Here is a 24,428-nt window from a genome sequence, read left to right as displayed (position 1 = left end):
TTAATAAACTAATTAGTTAATACATATAAAGTAATTATAACTAAGAGAACTGGTGGATTGAAGGGTCGTTTCTACTTCGTAGGAATAGAGAGATTCTGCCAGTCTGCTATAAATGAATCCGCGAATTTTGTTTCTGGCCGGGTTGGATTTCGTCCTACGAATGGCGACGTTTGCCCCGTTCTTTTTATTAGCCATTCTTCCTGTTATGAACAATTCACAGCTTACCGCTCTCTTTCCAACCGAAGACCAAATTCCAGTCGAATACCGTATCGAACCCATCCACCAGCGTGAGTATCTGCTCAACGGCGAAATGCGTCAATGGGATGGCCCCGTTTCGGAGGTGTATTCGCCAATTTGCATTCCTGCTGCCGATGGTACCCTACAGCGCAAACTGGTAGGCAGTTTTCCGGTTACGGGTCCTGATGAGGCCGTTGAAGCGTTAGAGGCCGCTGTTGCAGCTTATGATAATGGCCGGGGCGAATGGCCCACTATGTCGGTAGCTGACCGGATAAAATGCATGGAAACCTTCATTGGTAAAATGCTCGAACAGAAAAAACTGGTCGTCAACCTGATTATGTGGGAGATTGGCAAGAACCTGGCCGATGCTACCAAAGAATTTGACCGGACGGTCAAATACATTTACGACACGATTGATGCACTGAAGGATATTGACCGAAGTAGTTCTAGGTTTCGAATTGAAGAGGGAATTATTGGGCAGATACGTCGGTCGCCAATGGGTGTTGTGCTAGCGATGGGACCATTTAATTATCCGCTCAACGAGACGTATACAACGCTGATTCCAAGCATTTTGATGGGCAATACAATCCTTTTCAAAACGCCTAAACATGGTTCTCTACTGCATTACCCACTACTGGAAGCGTTCCGTAGTAGCTTTCCGAAAGGGGTTGTCAACTCTTTGTATGGACGCGGAGCGAATGTAATTCCCCCCGTCATGAAGTCGGGAAAAATCAACGTACTAACGCTGATTGGTTCCAGCCGGGTAGCCGATGAACTGCAACGCCAGCACCCCAAACTCAACCGACTGCGGTCTATTATGAGCCTGGATGCAAAAAACGCAGCGATCATTCTGCCCAATGCCGACCTGGATGTGGCCGTCAAGGAGTGCTTGTTAGGTACGTTGTCATTCAACGGGCAACGATGCACGGCGATCAAAATCATTTGGGTACATAGCTCTGTCGCTGACGAGTTCCTGAAACGCTTTAGCCCGGAAGTAAGTAAACTGCAACCTGGGATGCCGTGGGATGCGGGTGTGCAGATCACTCCCCTACCCGAACCAACCAAACCCGGTTACCTTGCCGATTGCATTCGGGAAGCCGAAGCGGGAGGGGCGGCCGTTATGAACGAGGGCGGAGGGTTAGCCTCAGAATCGCTGGTCAAACCGGCGGTTGTGTATCCCGTAAAAGCGGGCATGAAATTATACCGCGAAGAGCAGTTTGGCCCTGTAATACCAGTAGTGCCATTTGATACTATCGAACAACCCATTGACTATATTATCACAGCCGATTATGGCCAGCAGGTGAGCATTTTTGGGACAGATACGGATCAGATTGCCGAGCTGATCGACCCGCTCGTCAATCAGGTTTGTCGGGTGAATATCAATGCGCAGTGCCAGCGTGGACCCGATACGTTCCCCTTCACTGGCCGGAAGGATTCAGCAGAAGGTACGCTGTCGGTCGAAGATGCACTACGCTCATTTTCAATACGTACCGTCGTGGCCACTAAAGATACGGACGTCAATAAAGGTATTCTGAACGATATCGTTAGTCAGCATAAATCTGAATTCCTAAGCACGAATTTCATATTCTAGCTAGACAATTCTATTGTCCACAGAGCGGTCCGCCGATGCGGCACAGAGAACATAGAGTTTAAATGTTTTTTCTTACCTCTGTGTTCTCTGTGCCGCATCGGCGGACCGCTCTGTGGACAATCTATATATCCAGAACTGCTTTTTCCGTATGTTTGGCTATGGTCTTTCCTCAACGCTAACCCGTCAATTCCAGCCCAACGGGTAAAGCGTCGGAACTGGGTGAGAGTGTGCAGCGTAATGTACACGAATCGACTCAGTTAACGAACCAGACGTTCAAGCACATTTTATTGCCTCTCTAAATAGGTGCCTAAGCTTACAACAGAAAAGCCTGTAGATTTTTAGGCAATGGCCAAATCAGTCGCATTGCTGGTGATTGGTTTTCTTTTATTAGTCTTACGTTTCCATAGTCTGGAAACGTAATAATCACGACCTCATTTGCTCAAAGCTACGAATCTTACAAAAGCGTACGGCTCACTCGCTGCCGTCCGAAACGTATCGCTCACCCTCGAACCGGGACGCATTACGGCACTCGTGGGTGCTAGTGGTTCGGGAAAGAGTACGTTACTAAATCTACTGGCAGGGTTGGCCGACGCCGACGCCGGTGACGTACAATTAAATGGCAAGCGGATCGAGGGGCCATCGGAAGTATTGGTGCCCGGTCATGACGACATCCGATTGGTGCATCAGGAATATCAACTGATGCCGAACGTATCAGTACGCGAAAATGTAAGCTATGCCCTGCGTTTTTTCGAGAAAAGTTATCGTGATTTTCGTGTGAATCAATTGCTTAAACTCTGCCGTTTGACCGACGTTCAGGACCGAATTCCGCGCCAGATCTCGGGGGGCGAAAAACAACGTACTGCCATCGCCCGCGCCATTGCCGACAAACCCGCTGTGCTCCTGCTCGATGAGCCATTTAGCCATCTTGATCTTCCAAACCGGCTGATTGTCCGGGATTTATTGTTTGATCTGGCACATCATGATAATACGTCCTGCCTATTTGTAACGCATGATGCCACCGACGCCCTTTCCGTTGCCCATACGTTAGGCATACTGCGCGATGGGAAATTGATTCAACTTGGCGCACCAGTAGACGTTTACCGACAACCATCAACGGCCTATGCTGCCCATATGACCGGACCAGTCAACATTCTTAAAGCAAAATATTTATCTCTATTTGGCTTTACCGACGTAACGATCCCTGACGAATTGGTTTGTCTCCGACCCGAGCAGATCAAGCTTGATAATACAGGTGCTCCTGCCATCATCAAGGCCGTGTACTTTAAAGGAAGCCATTACGAAATTGAGGTAAACTTGTCGCGCTACGTATCACTACGTTTACTGACAACGCGAGATGATTTAGAGGTAGGTCATCACGTAGGCATATCGCTGAAAACGGAGTCGGTCTGGCAACTAAAAGGCTAACCAAAATAGAATAGTAGTTCAACATAAAGGGGACTGGCACATACGTAGCATGTGCCAGTCCCCGTATACTAAAAACCGTAAACCAAAACTACATCAGGCGCTTAATCAACTGCTCGACCGAAATGCCTTCGGCTTCGGCTTTGAAGTTACGAACGACGCGATGACGAAGAATCGGCAAAGCGACCGCCCGTACGTCTTCAATATCCGGTGAATATTTCCCCATCAGAAGGGCATTGCATTTGGCTGCCAGGATGAGTGCCTGTGATGCCCGCGGACCGGCGCCCCACTCTAAATACTGGTTAGCATCTGCTGCCCCCATGTCAGTATTTGGCCGGGTTTTATGAACGAGTTTAACGGCGTATTCAACCACATTATCGACAACCGGCACGCGACGTACCAGATGCTGGAACTCCCGAATCTCCTCGCCCGTAACTACCCGTTGCACCTCATAGCGTACATCAGACGTCGTATTTTTCACGATGTCTACTTCTGACTGATAAGACGGATAATCCAGGTAAATGTTGAACATAAATCGGTCCAACTGTGCTTCGGGTAGCGGATACGTTCCCTCCTGCTCAATGGGATTCTGGGTAGCCAGAACGAAAAACGGACGCCCTAAACCATATTTCTGGCCTGCAATAGTCACCGAATATTCCTGCATAGCTTCCAGCAAAGCCGCCTGTGTTTTGGGCGGAGTCCGGTTAATCTCATCCGCCAGAATGATATTGGCGAAAATCGGCCCTTTGATGAACTTGAAATTGCGCTCCTGATCGAGGGTTTCGGACCCAAGAATATCCGATGGCATCAGGTCGGGCGTGAACTGAATCCGGTTGAAATCGAGATCCAGTGCACCCGCTATTGTCTGAATAAGGAGTGTTTTTGCTAGTCCGGGTACGCCAACCAGCAGACAGTGACCCTGGCAGAAGATGGCTGTCAGCAGCAGCCGCACCGTTTCGTCCTGACCTATGACGACCTTCGAAATTTCGTTTTTAAGCTTTTGGTAGGAATTAGTAAGGGCTTCCGCAGCCGCGACATCCGATGAGTAAGGCACAGGTAAGAAAGATTAATGATGAATAATTAATGATAAATGATAACCGGGTCGCCGTCGCGATGATGAATGATAAAGCACACAATTATCATTCATCATTCGCCATTTATCACTCACTCATTACTGCTCGCACCGAGCGCAGCGGCACTGTTCTGAGTAGTACCGAATATTCGACAACTATGGAATTCGGGATCGACCGTAATGTATACGTCAGCAACCGATTTTTTAAACCAGTCGTCGATGGCACGGTTCTTTTTATTTTGAAGGACAATCGTCTGCAGTTTCTCAAAGTCTTTCGTAAAATCGGCGGTATGGGGAGGAACTTTGCTCTTGAAATAGAGCAGACGAACCGCACTTTTACCATCTTCAGTACGATAAGGCAGCGGGGCCGAAATGCTACCTACTTTCATGGTATCGAGCATCTGGAACATGGCATATTCCATCGAACCGTCCATGGCCAACCGGCTCCCCCCCGACTGTGGATCGCGGATCAGCCCACCTGCGTCGGCCGTATTTTTATCTTCCGAATAATCATGAGCCGCTTTTTCAAACTTCAGTGAGTCGATCTGAACAAGATTGCGCAGACTGTCTAAATAACGGGTTGGGCCGGTCATATCCAGACGATTATAATCTGGACGTAGCAAGATGTGTCGGGCGTGGTATTCGGCACCACGTGTTTCCAGTAATTGAATCAAGTGCAACCCAAAATCAGATTCCACCACGTCCGACATTTCGTTGGGTTTCAGTTTCAACGCTGCTCCTTCAAAAGGAGCCACCATCATACCTCGTTTGGCAAAACCTAAATCGCCACCTTTTTCAGCCGATCCAACGTCTTCTGAGTTTTCTTTGGCCAACTTGGCAAAGTCCTCCCCTTTCTCGACCTTATGTTTGAGATCGACCAGCCGCTGACGCAGGGCTTCTTTTTGTTCTTTGGTCGGTTTGGCAAACCGTACAATCTGTCCCACTTCTACTTCGGCGGGCATGTAAGGCAAACTATCCCGGGGAATGCCGTCAAAAAATTTACGAACATCACGGGGAGTTACCTTCACGTCAGTCGTAATTTTATTCTGCATCTTTTGCACGATCTTCTGATCTTTCACCTGTTGGCGCAATTCACTTTTCAGCATTTCCAGGCTTTTGCCGTAGGCTTCAACGATGTTTTTCTCGGAGCCGAACTGCTGTGACATGTATTGCATCCGGGAATCAAGCTCGCTGTCCACGATCTTTTCCTCCACGACTACGGAGTCGATTTCAGCTTTGGCCAGCATCATCTTGTTGACAACAAGGCTTTCCAGCAACTGGCACTTTTGCGGAGGTGTCTGGTTCTGCCCAACGTAGGATTGATACGCTTCTTCCAGATCAGAACGAAGAACGTAGTAGTTGTCGACCTTCGCTATGATTTTATTCAGGCTGACGCCCTGCCCCTGCCCAAAGGTAGGCACAGTCAGAAACCAGCCAACCAAAACAACGAGCACGCTGCTAATAACTTTTTTCATGTTCTAAATATAAGCACAGAACGGCTAGCGGTCTGCGATTTAAGTAATTTTAAGAGGTAAGTTGAGCGTTTTTTTACTTTCGTCCGGCTATTCAACTTCGTTAGCAAACAAAATAGTCTATTTGGCTAACTTCCGGATTTCATCTTCATTCACCTTCACCGGATAGGTTTGCCGAAGCTGAGCCAGCCATTGTTTTTCTAACGTCGCCTGGTACTCATTAATTACCATTCCCCGTGCTTCGGCAAAAGTTTTGACCCGCGCCGGTTCGATACGGTCAATGACAACGGCAATCGCCTTGTTATCACGATGCAACGTAGTGGTGCCCACTTTCCACTGAGCAGAAGCAGGCAGATAGGGATTCTCCCCCTGCGCAAACGCGCCGGTTGTAATCGTTATGGCAGGTTCGCCCGAGGACGATTGATACTTGCTGTTAATGACTTTCACTACGTCGTCTTTGGCATTGCTGAAATACTGGAATGTTACGTTACGCTGGGCGTCTTTCGCGGCTCCCGGACGGGCACCCTGGTAATCTTTTTCCATGATCCGGCTGAGCGTAATACCATTTTTCTGCAAGTAGCCAACCACAGCCCGGATTCGTCCGGCCGATACCGAATCGCGCTCAGTGGGATCGTGCGAGCCCGACACTTCCACGACGTAGTCAGGATTTCGATTCATGACTACCAGTACGTCGAACAGGTTCTCGCGTAGGTCAGATGTGAGGGTTGTCTTCGTTTTTGCAAAGGTCAGCGCAGGAGCCGATCGCCGAAGCTGATAGGGTGGTTTGCCACTGAACATACTCATTGTCTGCTTTAAGAGGCTGTCGTTTTTCGCCACCACGATTGTCGATACGGCCCGCTCCGGCAAACGGTAACTGGTTTTATGTTGCTCAAAATATTGTCGTTGGCCTGTCGAGTCAGCCATTGAGCGATCCCAGACGTTCTGCTCCATTCCCAGCGATAGCAATACACCGTCGTGAATTTCATTCAATAAAGCCCGAAACTCCGGCGATTTCTTGTCCAGATTTGCTTCTTCGGTTGATAGTAACTGATCGCCCACAAACCGGTCAAATAACCGACGCATGGCTACGGCAGGTGAACCCGAAACAACATTTACTACGTTGGCCGGTCCATTCGTTGTCATAGCCGGATTTCGCGGAGGTTGTTGACGCTGGCGAACGAAGTCAAAAAACTGATTGACCGTATACGGTTTACTACCAATCGTTACAATCGGCTTGTTTTGAAGCGTTAGATCAAGGGGCTCCGTATATTTCCACTGCCCCCGTAGCAAACTGCTGTCAGCTTTTGTCAAGGCGGCCTCAATCAACGGTTTATCCTCCCGAACTGTGTATTCCTTTCGAAGTCGTTGCACAGTAGATTGCCGCAGTACTTCAGCGCGCGTATCAGTCGTGACGCGTTGGCGTAACGAAGGGGCAAGCGTGGCGTAGGAATCCAGTGGCTTCCGATCAATGAGTTTGATAATATGCCAGCCGTAGTTAGTACGTACCGGTTTCGAATAGTCGCCGGGTTTTGACAGGCTAAACGCAGCATCTTCAAAGGCGGGTACCCATCGGCCTGGTTCGAACGCAGGCAAAACACCTCCGCTAGTTTTGGACGTAGCATCATCGGATAGTTCCTCGCAAACGGTTTCGAATGATTCGCCTTTCTGCAAACGGGTATAAGCCGCATCGATTCGATCCTGCGCCACTTTCTGACCGGGTTCATCGGCGCTGGGGCTCAGCCGTACCAGTATATGCGCCACCCGAACCCTGCCCCGACTTGGCCGGCGATTATTGACTTTAACGAGATGGTAGCCAAAGCGCGTTCGAACGGGCTGCGAAATACTCCCTACCGGCGTCGTATAAGCCGCCGTCTCTAAGGGATACACAATGCCGAAGGCCGAAATATACCCCAGGTTTCCACCGTTCGAAGTTGTAGTGGCATCTTTCGAATTTTCGCGGGCCAGCCTGGCAAAATCCTCTCCACCAGTAGCCTGTTTACGCAGTGATAGCACGGTTTGATAAGCTGCTAACGTATCGGCTGGCGTCGCATCTTCGGCAACAGGAATCAGAATATGCGACGCATTTACTTCCTGCTGCATTCGCTGATATGCTTCAGCCGCCAATGACTCAACCAGCACTTTATCGGTCAGGTAGGATTGCGCCAGTTGCTTACGGTACGTATTCATTTCCTCCCGGAATGCCTCTGTTGTATCGCGGCCCTGGGCTTCGGAAGCCAGCACTTTTAACTTCAGATTCGTATACAGATCGAAGTATTCTTTTACGTCGGTCCGCTGAGTCGAATCAGACGAAAGTTGATTTTTAGTAAACGATTGAAAAAAATCGTCGGTCGTGAAGGTTTTACTCCCCAGTGTCAGAATTATGGGTTGCGGGGGCGTTTGCTGAACAACCGGTGCGGCTGTTTTACAAGCTGTTAAGGCGAGAGCCAGCAAGAGTCCGCCTGTGAGTTGGCGCATAGCGTCGAGGTGAAATTATAGTGTGTGGACGATCTACCGTAGTAATCTTGTTATCAGTTTTCAGTACGAGCGTCGAGGATAATTATCGTAGTTTAAAAACCAAGTAAATGGTAAAAACATTCGTTTTTGGGCCATGTCTTAACGTAAGAAACGACCCACATGCGTCGCTTATTGGCGAACGGCCTGAATTTTCACGGTTTTCAGCGTGATGTCGTATTCTAATTTGTACTCAAAGGAATCCTGTTGATTTTTCCCGGAAAAGACGACAGGGACCTTAATAAATCGCTGCTTTTTCTGGCGCAAGGCTGCTTCATATAGTTCAACACTACTTTGGCCCAGCACATCATCATTGTCCAATTTGTCAGCCAGTTGCAATCCAACGCCTGATGCCACCAGTCCGGCCGATACGTATTTCAAGGGTGTCAACACTTCCGCAGCCGTCAGCAGCAACGTAGCGGGAATGGAAACGACGTTGTGTATTTTCTGAATTTTAGCAAGCGTTTGCTTTGCCTGATTGTAATCGTCCACTTCAACCAGGATCAGTGATGCCACAATTTTTCCGTTTTTAGGCAATGCGAGTTGAATTGGACGAGCCGGGTGTTCACTCGCTGGAAAATCAAGTAGCTGGCCTTTTTTAACCGTTTCAACGCCCCAGCCGCCATTGACTACGCCAACGGGTTTGTTCTGCGCATCGTAGCTGGTCAACGAATAAGCCATCATCAGCTCATCCCGCCGACTCAGGGTTTCCTCCAGATTAACGGCGTTCAAGGTCCGGAGGGTTAGTTCGGCCGTTAGTTGCGGTTGACGGGCGCAGCCACTTATAATGAGTGCCGCAACGGATGTTGAAAGAGCGAATGAGTGAAAGAGCAATCTGATAAACATGAAACAGCGATTTAGTGAAGAATGCAGCGTGAGTAATTGACATTTATTTTTCATTCTACATTCTTCACTTTATAGACTCGGCTCCTGCTGACTCAGGCAATGGAAACTCCCTAATCCCCAAACAATGTCCGTTGAATCGATACCAACAATTTTTCGGTCCGGGAAACACGTACCGATTATATCAAGGGCCAGTTGATCTTTACGGCAACGGAACGTCGGGACAATCACCGCTCCGTTGGTGATCAGGAAATTGGCGTAAGAGGCTGGTAAACGAAGTCCATCACTTTCGACAGGATCAGGCATGGGCAACTCTACAATGTTCAATTGCTTGCCGTTCAGCAGCCGCATCTGTTTCAATTCGTGATGAATTTCCTGCAAAAACGGGTAATTCGCATCGTTCGCATTTGTTTCATAAGCCGCAAGGACGGTATCCTCATTCACGAACCGAACCGTGTCATCAATGTGCCCATCAGTATCATCGCCAACAATGCCTTCTTCAACCCACAGCACCTGCTGAACACCGTAGTAATCACACAGATACTGCTCAATGTTTGCCTGCGTCAAATGGCTATTCCGGTTCTGGTTGAGCAGGCAGGTCCGGCTGGTCAGCACCGTTCCGGCTCCGTTAAATTCTACCGAGCCGCCTTCCATAATAATTCCTGGCGTAACGTAGTCCAACTGACGATACCGGGCAATTTCTACCGGAATAAGATCATCCCGGTCATAGGGCGGATACTTGCCCCCCCAGGCGTTGTAGCCCCAGTTCACGATCATCCGCTCCTTTCTCTGAGGATTGATCAGAAAAGCCGGGCCATGATCGCGACACCAGGAGTCGTTCGTAGGATGCGGCAGCAAGGTAATCCGGCTCATATCGGCACCAGCCGCCAGCAGCCGCAACGTAGCACCTTGTATAACTACCTCATTGTGCGCATTTATACAAACCTGCTCACTTTCGGAAATCGCTTTGATAAAGTCAATGTAAGCCGGGAACATCAGCTCCTGCCGTTCGCGTGTCCAGGAGGCTTCCGTATGCGGCCAGCTCAGCCAGGTTGCTACGTGTGGATGCCATTCGGCAGGAAAGAAAAAGCCCTCTCGGGCAGGAATAAGCGTAGTGTTGGATGCGGTATTCAAGCGTATGACGTTGGCACCTTGGCCAATTTTTTCCAAAGTTATAAAAATAGGCTGGGTCAGTCAGCTACTTTCCAGTTACTAATTGCCGCACGGCATCTACCGTCAGGCCCCTGAAGTCGTCAACGATGAGGGCCGCACCGGTGCCAACGAGTTCGTCATGCGTGTGTGTTGTGGCAATAGCCACCACACTCATCCCGGCCCGGAGGCCCGCTTCGATTCCCGCAAACGCATCCTCAAAAACGATGCAATGCGCTGGTTCTACGTCCACTCGTTCGGCGGCTGTCAAATAAATTTCAGGGTCGGGTTTCCCTTTATGAATCATGCTGGAATCCACCACCGCATTGAAATAAGGACGTAATGGCAGGCCGTCGAGCGTAAACCGGACATTGCTTTCCGGGGCCGATGTTCCCACGGCCAGCTTAACCCCCTGTTCACGTAACGCCACCAGAAAATCCAGCAAACCCGGTGCAGGCTGCAAGTGTGGTCGGTATAATTCGCGATAAATGGCTTCTTTCTCTTCGGTCAATACGATCAACTCGCCGGGCGGAATGGGGCGTTGAAATACGTATGCCATGGCATCAGCAGAAACGCGCCCGTTGATATTTTCTACGTACTGCTCTTTCGTCAGTGGCCGGTTGTGTTTCTGGGCAAACTGTAACCAGGCATTGACGTGAAAATCGGTATTGTCAACCAGAACGCCGTCCATATCAAAGAGGCAAGCCCACGCAAAATCGGAAGAATGTGTATCAGGCATAAAAACAGGTGAGACTCTTGTTGGGCCACAATAGCTTGCGGCTTATATGCGTGCAAAGAACGCAGATTGCAGCTTATGCTACGTCATCGGTTGCCGTTGGCGGTACAATTTCCGGCAAAATATCCCCGGCTAAAATAGCCGCTTCGTGCAGTAATTCGGTAGCCACTAATTCATCGGTTACGTCTTCAATACGTTCATCGAAGGCGTCAATTCCCTCGTCCGTTGTGAGCGAAGGGGATTTCATGCCTAGCAGCAACCGACCAACATATAGCAGATTGAGCGAAAAACGTAATTCAGGTAATGTTGTGCTGTGACGAGTTTGGGGGTCGATTGACATAGTAATTCAAGAACACCAACCACAAGCCAATGGGTTCGCAATAAACTACGTAGTGTGGCCGGGCTGGCGTACCTACAGTGCTTTAATCTTCACATTCCGGTAGTAAATCGGAGCACCAGCATGTTTCCCCTGTAAACCAATGAAGCCATGCAACGGCAGATCGGCGGCTGGTTTATTGAGCCAGGCAGGCACTTCCGACCCATCCGGATTGGTTTTAGTAGACGTGAATTTTGTGAGGTCGATGGTATTGACTAATTCGTTGTTCAGGACAACATAGATCATTTTCCCCTGACACGTAATGGTATAGCGATTCCACTCGTCGGGCTTTTTGACGGTCCGTTTCGTGGGTGCCTGATGACCGAAGAAAGCCCCACACTGCCAGTTTCCCGGCGACTCGGCCCATTTTTTTGCGTAATCGTCAGCAATCTGAATTTCTACCGAATTGGGAATCCAGTTGGTTGTATCGCTCGCATGAACGACCACCCCACTGTTGGTTCCCTCAGCTGTTTTGAAGAGCAAATCCAAGATAAAATCGTCGTACGGCACTGCTGACCAGATGGCTTTATCTTCCGTAGCAGTCAGTATTCCCCCATCATCCATACTCCACACCCCTTTGGGATACGAAGCCTCCGAAAGATCGCTTCCGAACAACGACCTCCAGCCAGCTCCACTCGGATTAGGATGACCTTTGGGCGGCACACTAACCGCTGGCGTTTGAGCATAAAGGGAATAGGTCAGACTCAGGGTCGCCAGTAACAGGAAGCACTTTTTCATTGGATGACAATTGGATTTACTGCACGAAGACGATCGCATCTGAATATCAACCTATTAGACGCCACTTAGCTCCCTCAGGAAGATATTGAAAACAGACACGATTCTTTTACAAATATACACCCCCGATCGGTTCGCGAAAGAGGACGTAGCAGATCAGAAAATACTTCTATAAAAAAGGCGACATTTCACGGTCAGACCTAGTCTGCCCAAGTCGTGAAACTCATCAATTTTAACCAGGTAAGATTCGCTACAAGGAGAGAAACCGGCTTATAGGGCAAAGCCGTAACGTCAGGCCGAACTCCGTGAAGAAGAGAGCGAAGAGCGAGGATGGCGGAGACTAAAGAATGCACCTCTGATCGGCAGTTGTGCAGACCAGGCTTGTAGATTCAGGAGTCGATCAGCGTTGCCATGCGCAATTCTTCAACGTCGGTGGGCGGCAGATTAATACTGATCAAAAAGGCGCGGCCCTGCTTGTTGGTACTGAACGGATAATCGATGGAAAATAGAATTCTATTCACGCCAAACGTGGCCAAAGCAGCCAGCAGCATACGTTTGTTATTTCACCTTGAAAGAATAAACACCACTGCCAATTTTTACGACCTGATAGCCGGCTTCAGGAGGAAGCCGTTCGATGTCATTTCTATTGGCTAACGGTTGGTTTTTTTCTGAGATGGATTTCCCTATCTCGGTCGGGATAAACACAACTGCCGTGCTACCGACGGGTACATTAACCTTCATCTCAAACGATAGTCCCTGCTTCCATTCGATGCCCGCTTTCCCATATACCGTTTCAGTGTAATAATTGGCAAAGGTCAAATCAGGAACCGGCCTGGGCTTAAAGACGATCTGCTTATAGCCGGTTTGAATATCGGACGTTTGCATGCCCGCTAATCGGGTATAAAACCAACTTAGGCCGCCACCAAACATAGGATGGTTGTGCGAACTGCTCGTATTCCAGTGTTCACGAGTTGTGGTACTACCCAGCGAGATCCAGTGACCAAAGCTGGGTTCGGTCGTTTTGTTCATGGCATCATACGCCAGTTGATTTAAGCCATTATCTGCTAAAACGTCAAAGAAATAGCGCGTTCCGAAAATACCCGTATCCAGATGCCCACCTGCATCGGCAATATCCTTTTTCAAGGATTGAATAACGGGTTCATACTGATTTTTTTGAACACCCATTTTCAAGGCAAATACGTTGCCGCCATACTTGCCAAAGGTCCCATTCTGACGGTCATAAAATGTCGTCAAAAACGCTTTTTTCGTTTTGTCTGCCAGTAATTTATATTGTTCAGCATCGCTGGTTTTTCCCAGAACGGTGGCCGTTTTTGCTGTAATATCTGCGCAGAGCCAAAAATAAAAGGTATGAACCAACTCGTCCGACGGCATTTGTTCGAGTCCCGCCCATTCGCCTAAATTCCACCATTTCAACGGTTTCCCATCTTTTCCAGTACGTTGGGAATACATAATTCCGTCCTGATTGACCCAAGTGTTCATGTAATTCATGTAGCCTACCATGCCTTCATAGGTATCCACCAATATACCTTTATCGCCATACTGTCGATAAAATTCCCAGGGAATGATATGAATAGCCGCTCCCCAGGCTACACCACCACCACAACCCGGCTGCCAGGGTGCTCCATTCGGCACATAACCCGTGGCCGGAATTTGGGCGCTCACTATATCGCGCACCCATTTTTTATAAAATGCCTTTACCTCAAAATTCTGCATCACGGTATGGCAAGCCACCTGGGCATCGCCCGTATACCCCGAGCGCTCCCGGTGCGGACAGTCGGATGCGATTCCTCCGTGCATGTTGTCCAATTGCGAGCGTTTCCAGATGTGGTTGATTTGATTGAAGAGCTTATTTGAGGTCTCAAATACGGCGGATTCCGTCACGGACGTATTGACTGCTTCGGCCTGAATATTTTCGGCTTTTAGTTCACCGGGCCAATTGCTGATTTCAACCCCGCTGAACACAAACCAGTTGAAGTGGGGGGCGTAGGATGCATTTTTTTGTCCGTTAAAAATGTACGTGTTTTCGCCTGAATACTGATTTGCATTGAAAGTGATTTTGATAGTATGCCCTGCCGGTGCCGAGATATTCTTCAAGCGAACCCAGCCCGAAATTTCTTCGGCAAAATCTATTTTATAGTTACCATTGGCCAGCTTTTCTATTGTTAACGGCGGGTAAATCTTCGTAATTTTATCCACGGGGGCGGTATGGGCGACGAGTTTACCGTATGGAGCTTCCCGGTTGATCACCGGTTCCCATTTTGAATCATCATACGTAGCAGTACACCAATCAGGTTGCTCAAGTCGGGCATCATAGATTTCACCATCGTACACCAAATCAGATACAATAGCTGATTGGGCCGCTTTCCAGCTTTTGTCCGACACAATAACGGCCTCACTGCCGTCTGCGTAAGTAAGATGCAACTGGGCGATAAAACGCGGAGACCCATACGATGCGGTCCAGAACTTGGGGGCATTATAAAATCCATTCCCAAGCATAGCCCCCATTACGTTCGTTCCTGCGCGAAGTTTATCCGTAATGTCATAGGCTAAATACATAACCTGGTAGTCACGAAATTCGTCAGGCAGTGAAATTAAGGCTTCGGGCAACTGTGGCCGCTTGCCGTAATTGGTTTGATTCGGCACTAACTGATCATCGGACGCTTTTTGCCCATTTACGTAAAATTCAAAGTAGCCCAGTCCGGTAGTATACACGACAGCACGTTGAAGTTTTTTCGTGGTCGTAAAGGATTTTCGAAGCATAGGAGCGGGTGGCGGCAAGATTTTCGTTCGCTCATTCGGCCCACCTTTCGGCTTCGGGATTGCTTCCTCCCCTTGCCAGGGCGCCCCAATCCACTCGGCTTTCCAGTCCGTTTTTGCCAGCAAACCCATGTGCCATTTTGCTACGTTGCTCCAGGCCGATGGCTTGTTGTCCTTATCCCACACCCGCACTTGCCAGTAGCAACTCTGCCGCGATGGCAGGGGCTTCCCCGCGTAAGGAATCCGGTTCGATTCATCACTCGTCACTCGACCGCTGTCCCATAGATCAGGTGTTTTCAGCATGGCCGGGCTGGATGCTACTTTCAGCTGATAGGCAAGTTGTTTCTGACCGCGCTGGTTGGCCTTCGCCCGATTGATCCAGGAGAGTCGAGGATGGATTTCATCGACAACGGACGGATCAGGCATGTACTCACAGGTAAGGTCCTGTACCACCAACTGCCCGATGGCTACTGAATGAGTGAGCAGAAAGCAGATAAATAATAGGTGCTTCATGAGTTATTTCAATAGGTCTTTATAGCTAATCAGTTGGATGTTTCGCTGTTTAATCAAGTCCTTCACTTGTTGGTTTGTCCACACATCGGTTACACCCTGTCTGTCGATAGCCACTTCCTCATACCCCTTATGATGAATAGCACTTAGTTCTTCCGAGTCAAGACCTGGGTGATCAACAAACAGGTACGTTTTGCCCGGTTCCAGACGTTCGAGCATTGTCAGGAAACTTTGTATTTTTTCCTGGGATGTACTTTTCGGCCCACTGTAACCTACCCGCATTACCTGGTAATCGCCTTCGGGATCAATATCCAGTTTATACTCCTTTGCCAGTTTTTTGGTAAGTGTTTTCACCTCATCCGTGATGGTTGAACAGCCCATATGAGCCGAAACATGACTAATACGCGGAATCTTTTTTATTGCCAGTTCTATCTGGGCCCGGAACTCCATCTCGATATCCGCCAGTTTCCAATCGTTCTCGACGAGTGAGCGTTTAGGGTAGTTTTTATTAGGGCGAACCATCGGATAAAAGTACCCGTCAACATCCCGTAGACTCGGACAGGTTGACAGAGGACGCCATTTGACATTATCCCATTCGCTGGTGAGTGTCAAATGGATACCAACGTCAACGGCAGGATTTTCTGCCAGCATTGCAACGGCTTCCGGAAACCAGGGGGACGGCACCAGCACTTCAATAGAGGTTTCAATGCCTTCTTTATACGATTTCAGAATCGCTACGTTACCCGCGTGGGAGTAGCCCATATCATCGCCCCGTATAATTAGCCGGGGTGGTACAGGCTGTGAGAAAGCTGCGTAGCTGACCAATACCAGAAAGAAAAGAGGATGCTTTGTCATCAACCTATCAATAAGCGTTTACAGTTCGGGATTCATGAAGAAGTCATACAACAGTATTCAGATGAGACGACTCAACACTCGGTTCTATGGGGTTATCTCGATTTGACGAAGCCAGTGCAGACAACGCCCAAACCACTCCTCGAAAGCGGGGGTTTTCAGGTAGCCATGCTCACCTTTGCTGTACAGATGCAAGTCGGCCGGAATACCCTGCTTATGTAAGGCTTCGTAAAAGACCAGACTATTCGCTATTGGCACCACCGTATCATCACCCGCATGGGTCAGGAAGGTCGGTGGGGTGTTCGTTGTTACCTGCGCTTCGTTGGAATATTGCTTGATCAATTCCGGGCTTGCTGCCGTGCCCAGCAGGTTGGTACGGGTAGCCGAATGCCCCATACGTTCGCTCAGGCTAATTACCGGATAAACCAAAATCATAAAATCAGGCCGGAGGCTGGTGTTCGCCGGGTTGTCAATCAACGACTTTGCGAAATGCGTACCGGCAGTTGCTGCCAGATGACCACCCGCCGAAAAACCCATGATACCTATTTTTTGGGGATCGACCTTCCACGCAGCAGCCCGTTGCCGAACCGTTTTAATCGCCTGTTGCGCATCTTGTAAGGGGCCGATGGATTTGTCGATCATGGTTTTATCGCTCGGCAAGCGATATTTCAAGACAAAGGCGGAAATGCCCATTTTGGTGAAAGCTTCGGCCACATCGTGCCCTTCGCGTTTCATCACCAGTACGCCATAGCCTCCTCCCGGACAAATGATAACGGCCGTTCCGTTAGCTTTTCCGTTGGGCGGCAGAAAGACGGAGAGTGTAGGGCGAGACACCTTGGAAGCCACGTAATCGGCCCGCCTGATTTCTTCGTCGGGGGTTTCTTTCGCATTTGGTATTGGACCCGAATACAGCTGAATTTCCTGTTGAGCAAAACACGCGGTGGCTGCAAGCAGGGTAATTGCATATAAACAGAAGAGCCTGATCATTTGGGTAGCTGGAGGGGGTTGGTAGACATTGAGTGGTAATGCATTGTAAGCGTCAGTGGTACGTGAACTACCGAATGACAATGAATAACCCCTCAATGACCACTCATTTAATACCCAGGATTTTGCTTTACGTTCGGATTGTTATCCGTTTCGCTCAGCGGGATGGGAAATAGTAAATTCTTGTTCACATCGAATCCAAACTGCGTGGGCTGATCGGAACTGAAATCGAAACCTGAGGCCAGATTGATCTGACCACCTTTGTGCCACCGGCGCAAATCGAACCAGCGGTGTGATTCTTCACCAGCCAGTTCCACAAACCGCTCGTTCCGAATGGCATCCATAGCCTCCACTACCGTCAGCGTCGTGGGCAAATTGGCGGGAACAGTACCCCCAGTTTTCATGTTACGTGCCCTCGTCCGAACCTGATTGACCAGCGCTACCGCGTCGGCCATTGACCCGCCCGATTGCACAATGGCTTCGGCTTGCAGTAACAGTACGTCCGCTAACCGCAGAATTCGCGCATTATTGGCCGATGCGCCCGGATTCGAGGTTTTCTGGTCGCGGGTCCAGTATTTGCGGATGTCGCGGTTGGCCGGATTGAGCGTCACCTCCCGTCGGGGATCGGCCGGATCAAAGGCCGCCAGTAATTTTTTGGTGGCAATGAAACGGGCCGTTCCGAACAACAGCGAATTATTTGGTTCGTAAAAGCCCCAGTAGCCAGAGGTAGAGCCAACCCCGCCCGGCTCAAAGTCATCCGGTAGCGAGGTGTTATCCGTACTGGGCGGGCGACTAGCCTGAAATTCAAACAATGATTCGACGTTATTTTCCCGGTCAGCAGCAAAGTTATCCGCAAAATCAGCCACCAATGATCGGTTCTTGATTTTGGCAAAGGCACTAATCGCAGCCGAATAGTCGGCGGTCGTTTTGTTAATCGTAGCCCGAAATACCAGACATTTTCCCAGCATACCATTGGCGGCATTGCTGGTTGCCCGGCCTGCATTGGCCGCATCCCAGGTTTCGGGTAACAGGCTGGCCGCTTCGGTAAAGTCTGTGATAGCCTGATCGAGCAACTGTCCATCCGCAACCGATGGAGCCGCCACATCCTCCAGCGATTCCAGCCGTTCCGTCCGAAGCGGGGAGGTGCCAAACGTATTGGCCAGCCAGAAATAAGACAAGCCACGCATGAACAGCGCTTCGCCCCGATGGCGATTTTTCAGGCCAGCGGTTAGGTAGACGCCATCGGCAACGCCACTAATTTTGTCCAGTGCCGTGTTGGCCCGATAAATAATTCGGTACAGCGTAGCATAATAATTTGAAGGGGTGCCAACAGCAGGCTGCAGGGACGCAAAGGTTTCCAGGGGATTAGATCCTGTTGTTGTAATATCGTCGCCCGGCAAATGACGCACGGCATGAACGTAGTTACCAGCCCGATACCCGTAGAGTTCGGACTGTTTGGCGTAAATACCGCGAACCAGCGCTTCAAAGTCCAGTTCAGATTTGAAATAGCTATCCTCCGTAGGACTGCCGGGGGCAACATTTAAGTTGTCAGGATTGCACCCTCCCACAATCAGGGCCAGCGTTAATCCAACAGCATATATAATCGGTTTCACAGATAAGTTCATTAGATAAAGTGGTTAGAAGTTGACGTTAAGGCCCAAAATCCAGGAACGAGCGGGTGGAATAGCATCATTTTCCGGGTCCAGTCCTTTCCAGCCGGTGAACGTCAGCAGGTTATTGCCCGTTACATAAATGCGCACGCCGGACAGACCACTCAGGCGATCCAGGAGCACCCGTGGCAACGCGTAGCCCACCTGCAGATTTTTCAATCGCATGAAGCTGCTGTTTTCTACAAAACGGTCGGAGAAACGGTTATTGCTGGCGGGGTCACCCTGTACGGCGCGGGGTAACGTAGTAGAGGGATTGGTGGGCGTCCACCGGTTGCGCACGTCGGTCCAGTAATTGATATTTTCCGAATTCATACCGATGCCCGCCTGACGTTCCGCGTTAATCGCCTGAACATCACCAACACCCTGGAAGAATATAGACACATCAATGCCTTTGTAAGCAGCGCCCAGATTGAACCCATAATAATAACCAAGGATTGTTTTGCCCAGATAAACACGGTCGTTGGCGTTTACGATGCCATCTCCATTGGTGTCCTGGAAATAGGCATCACCCGGCACCACTCTGTCGCTGTTGATGGCGTCTTTGGCCGCGGCCGCCGTAGGCTTTGTTGCTTTGTAAGCATCAATTTCGCCCTGATTCTGAAAAATCCCCCCAAACTTATAGCCATACAGATAGCCGATTGGCTGATTGATTTCAGTCCGGTTATTACCACTGGTGAAGGCCAGATCACGGTAGAGTCCCGTTACCTGATTTCGAACGGTGGTCAAGTTGCCTGATACGTTGTAGGTCAGGTTATTGCCCACTTTACCCGTATAAGCCAGTTGAAATTCAAAGCCGTTGTTCCGTACCGAAGCAATGTTGTTGGTCGGTGCCGACCCGTCGTCGATCCCGGCACTCGTTGGCAGCGTTACCGTCTGGAGGATACCCGAGGTCTTTTTGTCGTAATACTCGATGGTCGCCGTAATTCGGTTCTCCAGCAGTGACGCATCAAAACCGATATTTCGGGTCTGAACGCGCTCCCAGGATAGATTCCGAACCGGAATATTGGCCAGCCGAATTCCGTTTTGCAAACTACCGATGGCTTCGCCATTCACCCCCGAACCATACGAATAATCCGGATTGAAGTTAACCAGCGACAGGTAGGCAAATTGCGTGGTTTCCTGATTGCCAATTTCACCCACGCCCGCCCGCATTTTCAGGTCCGATAGCCAGGTAACATTCTTCATAAACGGTTCGGCCGTGATCCGCCAGGCCACGGCCAGCGATGGAAAGGTACCCCAGCGGTAGTCCTTGTCGAAGCGTGAAGTGCCATCCCGCCGAACGGTGGCATCGACGTAATATTTGCTTTTGTAGTTGTAGCTTAACCGGCCCAGATAGCCCTGTAGGGCGTTGTTCTCCGGAATGATCTGCCCGGTCGAATAGGGTGCGGTATTGAGCAGGGCCAGCGCATCGGGATTGTAATAATTGATTTGCGTATTGGCCGCCCCCGTACTTGATGCGCCATATTGCTGATCCATGGCGTTGAACAGCAGGTCGACCGAGTGACCACCAAATGCGTGGTTATAATTTACCGAAAACTCTTTGACGAGGTTATAATTCCGAAGAATACGCTGGGTAATCTGCCCTTTGGACGTACCATTGGTTGCCGAGAAGGTATTGGTAAACGGCGACGAAAACCGGTAAGAGTCGACGCTCTGCCACTGGTTCCGGGTGGTGATGTACCAGTCGGCACTTAAGGTTCCTTTGATTTTCAACCCTTTCAGGGGTTCAACCTGTATGTAGGCCGAACCCAGCGTACGGAGCATGCTGTAATTGTTGGTGCGGGTATCCCATTGACCCAGTACGTTTCCCCGAGTGGCGGTGCCGTATAGCAAGCCCGTGTTGGTGATGGTATAGGGCCCGCCACCCAGCGATATCTTTGTTGGATCAAAGGCGGGGTTCACGGCAAAGGTCGGATTCACGGTCTGGGCGAACCCGTCGTAGGCGGGGAAACCAGCTTGCGCGTAGATGGGTTGCCAGGGCGCATACCGCCAGGCCGAGGAAAGGTCGGACTGGGTATTGTCCAGGGCATCTACATAACTCAGGCGGTTGGTCAGCCCTACTTCAAGCCATCGGTTCACTTTGCTGGTCAGATTCAGGGCCAGCGAATACCGTTTGAAATTATTCTGCTGAAGGGGGCTTTCCGTCCGTGAATACCCGCCAGACACGTAGTAGGTAGTGGATTCTGATCCACCCGACACTTTCGCGCTATAGTCTTCTGTTACAGCGTTTTTATTGATCAGCGCGGACTGCCAGTCGGTGCGGGGCAGGTTACCCAGATAAGCCGCATTTCCGTCTTTATAGATAGCGGGCAAATTGGCGGCCTGCGCCGGGTTGTTGGCATACATCTCCCGAACCAGTGCTACGTAGTCTGGTACGTCCAGCACATCGTATCGTTTCGGCAAGTTCTGTATGCCCCGTGAGGCCGACAATTCGAGCCGGGGACGGCCTACTTTGCCCCGCTTCGTTGTAATCAGCACTACGCCATTGGCCGCCCGAACACCGTAAATAGCGGCTGATGAAGCATCTTTCAGTACTGAAATACTCTCAATATCATTCGGATTAATCATATTCAGGATGTTCACGTTACCCCGAAGATCAGTGGCCTGAGCGGCATTGCCGGATTGTGGAGGTCCACTACCATATTCGGTGATCGGTACGCCATCCACGACATAGAGTGGGTCATTATAACCGAGCGTATTAACCCCACGAATCCGAACGGTAGGCCGGGCATTAGGCGCACCACCGGGCGTTGAAACGAACACCCCTGGCAAGCGTCCCTGCATAGCTAGTTCGGGGTTAAGTGCTTTGTTCTTAACGAGTTCATCGCCCCCCACTACCGAAACGGCTCCGGTCAGGTCTTTGCGCTGCCGTTCGCCATAGCCGATTACGACAACTTCAGATAGGGAGCGCACATCGGGTTGAAGACGTACATTGAAAGCTGTGCCCGTGCCAACGGAACGCGTCAGCGTCTGATACCCCAGAAAGCTGAAAACCAGCACACTGTTTGTCCCATCAACCAATAGCCGAAACTTACCTTCTGCATCGGTAGTGGTTCCGTTTGTTGTGCCCTGCTCCGATACGTTTACACCGGGCAATCCGGCTCCGTTTTCGTCAGTAACCCGACCGCTTACGGTTTGTCGTACCGAAGGATCGACCACAAAGGTTGGTTGATTGACCGAAACCGGCATACCCGGCAGTGGCGTTATAGCCGCCGATTTGTCATCAGGAACCGATTTACTATCAGAAGCCTTCTCAACTGGCCGGTCTGGCACAATCAGGTAAGTATCTTTTTGGGTCTGAACGTAGCGCAGGCCGCTTCCCTCCAGAAGATACCGCAGCCGGTTGGTAATTGTCATCGACGGGCTCAGCTTCCGGGTATCAACAGTAATTCCTTCGAGCAGTTTCTCGTCGAAAACAATGTTAATTCGGTAGCGGGACTGCATATCGAGCAAAACATCCCGCAATCGATTAGTTGCCGATTGTTTCGATTCCGTGATCTGATCCCGGTGATAAGCAAGTACCTGACCGTAAGGCACGTGCGGGTATCCCAGCAGTAGCCCCAGGCCAACGAGTCGAAATCGGGTTGTACGTATTAATCTGATCATAATAAGGGAATAGGAAAAGGGTACTTTTAATGGGTTAAAATGAAATTCTTATCGCGGTGCTCTACGTGCAGATCGAGGAGTTGGGTTAGCATGGCGATGACCTCATCTGCATTTTTGGCAGGGTAATTTCCAGTTAACTGTCTGACGCCTAAGGTTGAGTCAGGAATTAGGACCCGTACACCAAACCGCTCCTGAATCTGGTCGGCAATCTCGTTGAGAGGAGTCCGGTTAAAGACAAACCGCTGCTGTTTCCAGGCCGTATAATCGCTTACCCGCTGCTTCGGCTGCAATTCGAACATGCCTCTGGGGTTTACCCGAACCACATCGCCGGGATGCATCGTTAGTGGTTGAAGGTCCGTTTTAAGCGACCGGAGCGCCACTTTTCCCCGGCTTAGAATAACCTTGCTACCGCGCTCACGGCTATATACGGCGAACTCGGTTCCCAGTACACGCACTTCCAGTAAATCGGGCGTATGAACCAAAAATGGGCGGTTGTCATGGGTATGAACGACTGAAAACTCGGCCTCCCCTTTTAAATGAGCCTCACGGGTTGGCAGCAGCCACAAAAAGCGCGGAAAGCTGAGCGTTGAGTTTGCGTTCAGTATGACCTGGCTGCCATCGGACAAGTGAACCTGGCGCGTCTGGCCATACGTAGTGGAATAGGTTTGAAAAAGCAGCGTTTCGCGTTGCCACCATACCCCCAGCGCCAGTAAAATCGAAGCTGCCACGGCAAGCCACCAGGGGCGCAGCAACCCAGGTGTCGGAAGGAGCCGTGTGGTCGTTTCCGTAACTGACTCCGTAGTCAACACAGGCGTAGCCAGGCGATTCTGGAGCAACTCCCAATCGGCCGCTATATCGGGTATGAGCTGCGGGTTGGCTTTTTCCCATTCATGGAGCACCCGATAATACGTTTCTACGTTGCGTTCTTCCTTCAGCCACTCGGCTAGCAACTGTTTCTGGAGGATGGTCGCTCGACCAGCAAAGAAGGCCCAGAGCGTTTCGATTGGCAGATTCGGGTCCATTCGCGTATGTGTTCTATTGAGTAGACCCATTATCACACACTTACCCTAATTCATTTCCGATCTTTTTGTAAGGTTATAGTAAACCAGAACGGGTTACGGAATCATTTTTTGTAGTTTTCCAGCCTATTTTTATAAAAATACCAAAATGAATTAGGGTAAAAAGGAGTATATGGGTCTTTCAATAAAAGAAACCTCTCTGCCGGTGTCTGCTCCTTCTTCGCCTTTTCATAAGCCTGATGACATTCGTCCGTTGCAACTGGCTGAAACCAGCCCCAATCAACCTGCGATTCCGTCCGACAATGAACGATTCATTCGTCAAGCGTTTGTCCAGAATCCGAAACAGGGCTTTGAACTTCTGTTTCGGGAATACTACAGTCCCCTTTGCAGTCATGCCGTTCGCTTCGTGTATTCCCGCGACGTTGCCCGCGATCTGGTAAGCGATTTGTTTGCCGTTTTCTGGCAAAAAGCACTCCATGAGCAGATTAATACGTCGTACCGGGCTTATTTGTATGCCGCCGTGCGGAACCGTGCGCTAAAATATTTACAGCGTGAGTTAGGTCGTGAAACTACTTTTTCGACCACCGAGATGGAGAATGAATCAAGTCTCTTTGCAACAACCGAAACCCTGACCCCGGAAGAACTGCTACGGTATGACGAATTATACAACCGGGTTGAAGACCTTGTTCAGCAGTTGTCGCCCCAACGCCAGAAAGTATTTATCATGAACCGGATTGAAGGTAAAAAATACCAAACTATTGCGCAGGAGTTAAATGTTACGCTTAAGACCGTTGAGGCTCACATTAGCAGTGCGCTGTCAACGCTACGAAAAGCGCTACAAAAAGACTGGCAGTAAATCGAACAA

At 49.8% G+C, this 24,428-nt stretch carries 18 protein-coding genes; 3 read left to right on the top strand and 15 right to left on the bottom strand.

Annotation, left to right across the window (positions count from 1 at the left end):
• Positions 1 to 205: 205 nt before the first annotated feature.
• Positions 206 to 1,828, top strand: coding sequence for an NADP-dependent glyceraldehyde-3-phosphate dehydrogenase (locus BM202_RS20505; RefSeq protein ID WP_093829768.1), 1,623 nt, complete (start codon positions 206 to 208; stop codon positions 1,826 to 1,828).
• Positions 1,829 to 2,263: 435 nt separating this feature from the next.
• Positions 2,264 to 3,253, top strand: coding sequence for an ABC transporter ATP-binding protein (locus tag BM202_RS20500; protein WP_093829568.1), 990 nt, complete (start codon positions 2,264 to 2,266; stop codon positions 3,251 to 3,253).
• An 88-nt stretch (positions 3,254 to 3,341) separates the two neighbouring features.
• Here the strand turns inward: BM202_RS20500 and BM202_RS20495 are convergent, their stop codons facing one another.
• The 15 genes from BM202_RS20495 to BM202_RS20430 form a co-directional block, all read right to left on the bottom strand.
• A complete protein-coding gene (locus tag BM202_RS20495; protein ID WP_093829566.1) occupies positions 3,342 to 4,304 on the bottom strand; it encodes an AAA family ATPase in 963 nt (320 codons plus the stop codon).
• Positions 4,305 to 4,414: 110 nt separating this feature from the next.
• Positions 4,415 to 5,797: a peptidylprolyl isomerase gene (locus tag BM202_RS20490; RefSeq protein ID WP_093829564.1), complete on the bottom strand. Its 1,383-nt coding sequence runs from the start codon at positions 5,795 to 5,797 to the stop codon at positions 4,415 to 4,417.
• A gap of 117 nt (positions 5,798 to 5,914) precedes the next feature.
• Positions 5,915 to 8,269, bottom strand: a complete 2,355-nt coding sequence (locus tag BM202_RS20485) for a peptidylprolyl isomerase (RefSeq protein WP_093829562.1) — start codon at positions 8,267 to 8,269, stop codon at positions 5,915 to 5,917.
• A 168-nt stretch (positions 8,270 to 8,437) separates the two neighbouring features.
• The gene (locus tag BM202_RS20480) at positions 8,438 to 9,151 is read right to left on the bottom strand and encodes a hypothetical protein (RefSeq protein WP_245776723.1); all 714 of its coding nucleotides are present in this window, start codon (positions 9,149 to 9,151) and stop codon (positions 8,438 to 8,440) included.
• A gap of 69 nt (positions 9,152 to 9,220) precedes the next feature.
• The gene (locus BM202_RS20475) at positions 9,221 to 10,282 is read right to left on the bottom strand and encodes an agmatine deiminase family protein (protein ID WP_093829764.1); all 1,062 of its coding nucleotides are present in this window, start codon (positions 10,280 to 10,282) and stop codon (positions 9,221 to 9,223) included.
• Between the two features lie 64 nt (positions 10,283 to 10,346).
• Positions 10,347 to 11,036 carry an HAD family hydrolase gene (locus BM202_RS20470; protein WP_093829560.1) on the bottom strand — a complete coding sequence of 230 codons (690 nt, stop codon included), beginning with the start codon at positions 11,034 to 11,036 and terminating at the stop codon, positions 10,347 to 10,349.
• A gap of 73 nt (positions 11,037 to 11,109) precedes the next feature.
• Positions 11,110 to 11,373 (bottom strand): hypothetical protein, encoded by a 264-nt coding sequence (locus tag BM202_RS20465; RefSeq protein WP_093829558.1) that lies wholly within the window; start codon positions 11,371 to 11,373, stop codon positions 11,110 to 11,112.
• A 72-nt stretch (positions 11,374 to 11,445) separates the two neighbouring features.
• A complete protein-coding gene (locus tag BM202_RS20460) occupies positions 11,446 to 12,147 on the bottom strand; it encodes a 3-keto-disaccharide hydrolase (RefSeq protein WP_093829556.1) in 702 nt (233 codons plus the stop codon).
• A 386-nt stretch (positions 12,148 to 12,533) separates the two neighbouring features.
• Positions 12,534 to 12,695 (bottom strand): hypothetical protein, encoded by a 162-nt coding sequence (locus tag BM202_RS37315; RefSeq protein WP_177236636.1) that lies wholly within the window; start codon positions 12,693 to 12,695, stop codon positions 12,534 to 12,536.
• Positions 12,696 to 12,702: 7 nt separating this feature from the next.
• Positions 12,703 to 15,435: a family 78 glycoside hydrolase catalytic domain gene (locus BM202_RS20455; protein WP_093829554.1), complete on the bottom strand. Its 2,733-nt coding sequence runs from the start codon at positions 15,433 to 15,435 to the stop codon at positions 12,703 to 12,705.
• Between the two features lie 3 nt (positions 15,436 to 15,438).
• Positions 15,439 to 16,287 (bottom strand): polysaccharide deacetylase family protein, encoded by an 849-nt coding sequence (locus tag BM202_RS20450; protein WP_093829552.1) that lies wholly within the window; start codon positions 16,285 to 16,287, stop codon positions 15,439 to 15,441.
• A gap of 84 nt (positions 16,288 to 16,371) precedes the next feature.
• On the bottom strand, positions 16,372 to 17,271 hold the full coding sequence (locus tag BM202_RS20445) for an alpha/beta hydrolase (protein WP_093829550.1): 900 nt from the start codon (positions 17,269 to 17,271) through the stop codon (positions 16,372 to 16,374).
• 107 nt (positions 17,272 to 17,378) lie between these two features.
• Positions 17,379 to 18,893 (bottom strand): RagB/SusD family nutrient uptake outer membrane protein, encoded by a 1,515-nt coding sequence (locus BM202_RS20440; protein ID WP_093829548.1) that lies wholly within the window; start codon positions 18,891 to 18,893, stop codon positions 17,379 to 17,381.
• 12 nt (positions 18,894 to 18,905) lie between these two features.
• Positions 18,906 to 22,544 carry a SusC/RagA family TonB-linked outer membrane protein gene (locus BM202_RS20435; RefSeq protein ID WP_093829546.1) on the bottom strand — a complete coding sequence of 1,213 codons (3,639 nt, stop codon included), beginning with the start codon at positions 22,542 to 22,544 and terminating at the stop codon, positions 18,906 to 18,908.
• Positions 22,545 to 22,570: 26 nt separating this feature from the next.
• On the bottom strand, positions 22,571 to 23,566 hold the full coding sequence (locus tag BM202_RS20430) for a FecR family protein (protein WP_093829544.1): 996 nt from the start codon (positions 23,564 to 23,566) through the stop codon (positions 22,571 to 22,573).
• 202 nt (positions 23,567 to 23,768) lie between these two features.
• Here BM202_RS20430 and BM202_RS20425 point away from each other — a divergent pair, with 202 nt between their 5' ends.
• Entirely contained in the window at positions 23,769 to 24,419 is a 651-nt protein-coding gene (locus BM202_RS20425) for an RNA polymerase sigma-70 factor (RefSeq protein WP_245776722.1), read from the top strand.
• Positions 24,420 to 24,428: the final 9 nt, after the last annotated feature.

Origin of the sequence: Spirosoma endophyticum, from assembly GCF_900112365.1 — a bacterium.
Classification (GTDB): domain Bacteria; phylum Bacteroidota; class Bacteroidia; order Cytophagales; family Spirosomataceae; genus Spirosoma; species Spirosoma endophyticum.
This window is presented reverse-complemented; position numbering and strand designations above follow the sequence as displayed.

Coding starts and splice junctions, on each gene's coding strand:
- BM202_RS20505 (WP_093829768.1), top strand. CDS start 206: ATGAACAATTCACAGCTTACCGCTCTCTTTCCAACCGAAGACCAAATT.
- BM202_RS20490 (WP_093829564.1), bottom strand. CDS start 5,797: ATGAAAAAAGTTATTAGCAGCGTGCTCGTTGTTTTGGTTGGCTGGTTT.
- BM202_RS20485 (WP_093829562.1), bottom strand. CDS start 8,269: ATGCGCCAACTCACAGGCGGACTCTTGCTGGCTCTCGCCTTAACAGCT.
- BM202_RS20480 (WP_245776723.1), bottom strand. CDS start 9,151: ATGTTTATCAGATTGCTCTTTCACTCATTCGCTCTTTCAACATCCGTT.
- BM202_RS20470 (WP_093829560.1), bottom strand. CDS start 11,036: ATGCCTGATACACATTCTTCCGATTTTGCGTGGGCTTGCCTCTTTGAT.
- BM202_RS20465 (WP_093829558.1), bottom strand. CDS start 11,373: ATGTCAATCGACCCCCAAACTCGTCACAGCACAACATTACCTGAATTA.
- BM202_RS20460 (WP_093829556.1), bottom strand. CDS start 12,147: ATGAAAAAGTGCTTCCTGTTACTGGCGACCCTGAGTCTGACCTATTCC.
- BM202_RS37315 (WP_177236636.1), bottom strand. CDS start 12,695: ATGCTGCTGGCTGCTTTGGCCACGTTTGGCGTGAATAGAATTCTATTT.
- BM202_RS20455 (WP_093829554.1), bottom strand. CDS start 15,435: ATGAAGCACCTATTATTTATCTGCTTTCTGCTCACTCATTCAGTAGCC.
- BM202_RS20450 (WP_093829552.1), bottom strand. CDS start 16,287: ATGACAAAGCATCCTCTTTTCTTTCTGGTATTGGTCAGCTACGCAGCT.
- BM202_RS20445 (WP_093829550.1), bottom strand. CDS start 17,271: ATGATCAGGCTCTTCTGTTTATATGCAATTACCCTGCTTGCAGCCACC.
- BM202_RS20440 (WP_093829548.1), bottom strand. CDS start 18,893: ATGAACTTATCTGTGAAACCGATTATATATGCTGTTGGATTAACGCTG.
- BM202_RS20435 (WP_093829546.1), bottom strand. CDS start 22,544: ATGATCAGATTAATACGTACAACCCGATTTCGACTCGTTGGCCTGGGG.
- BM202_RS20430 (WP_093829544.1), bottom strand. CDS start 23,566: ATGGACCCGAATCTGCCAATCGAAACGCTCTGGGCCTTCTTTGCTGGT.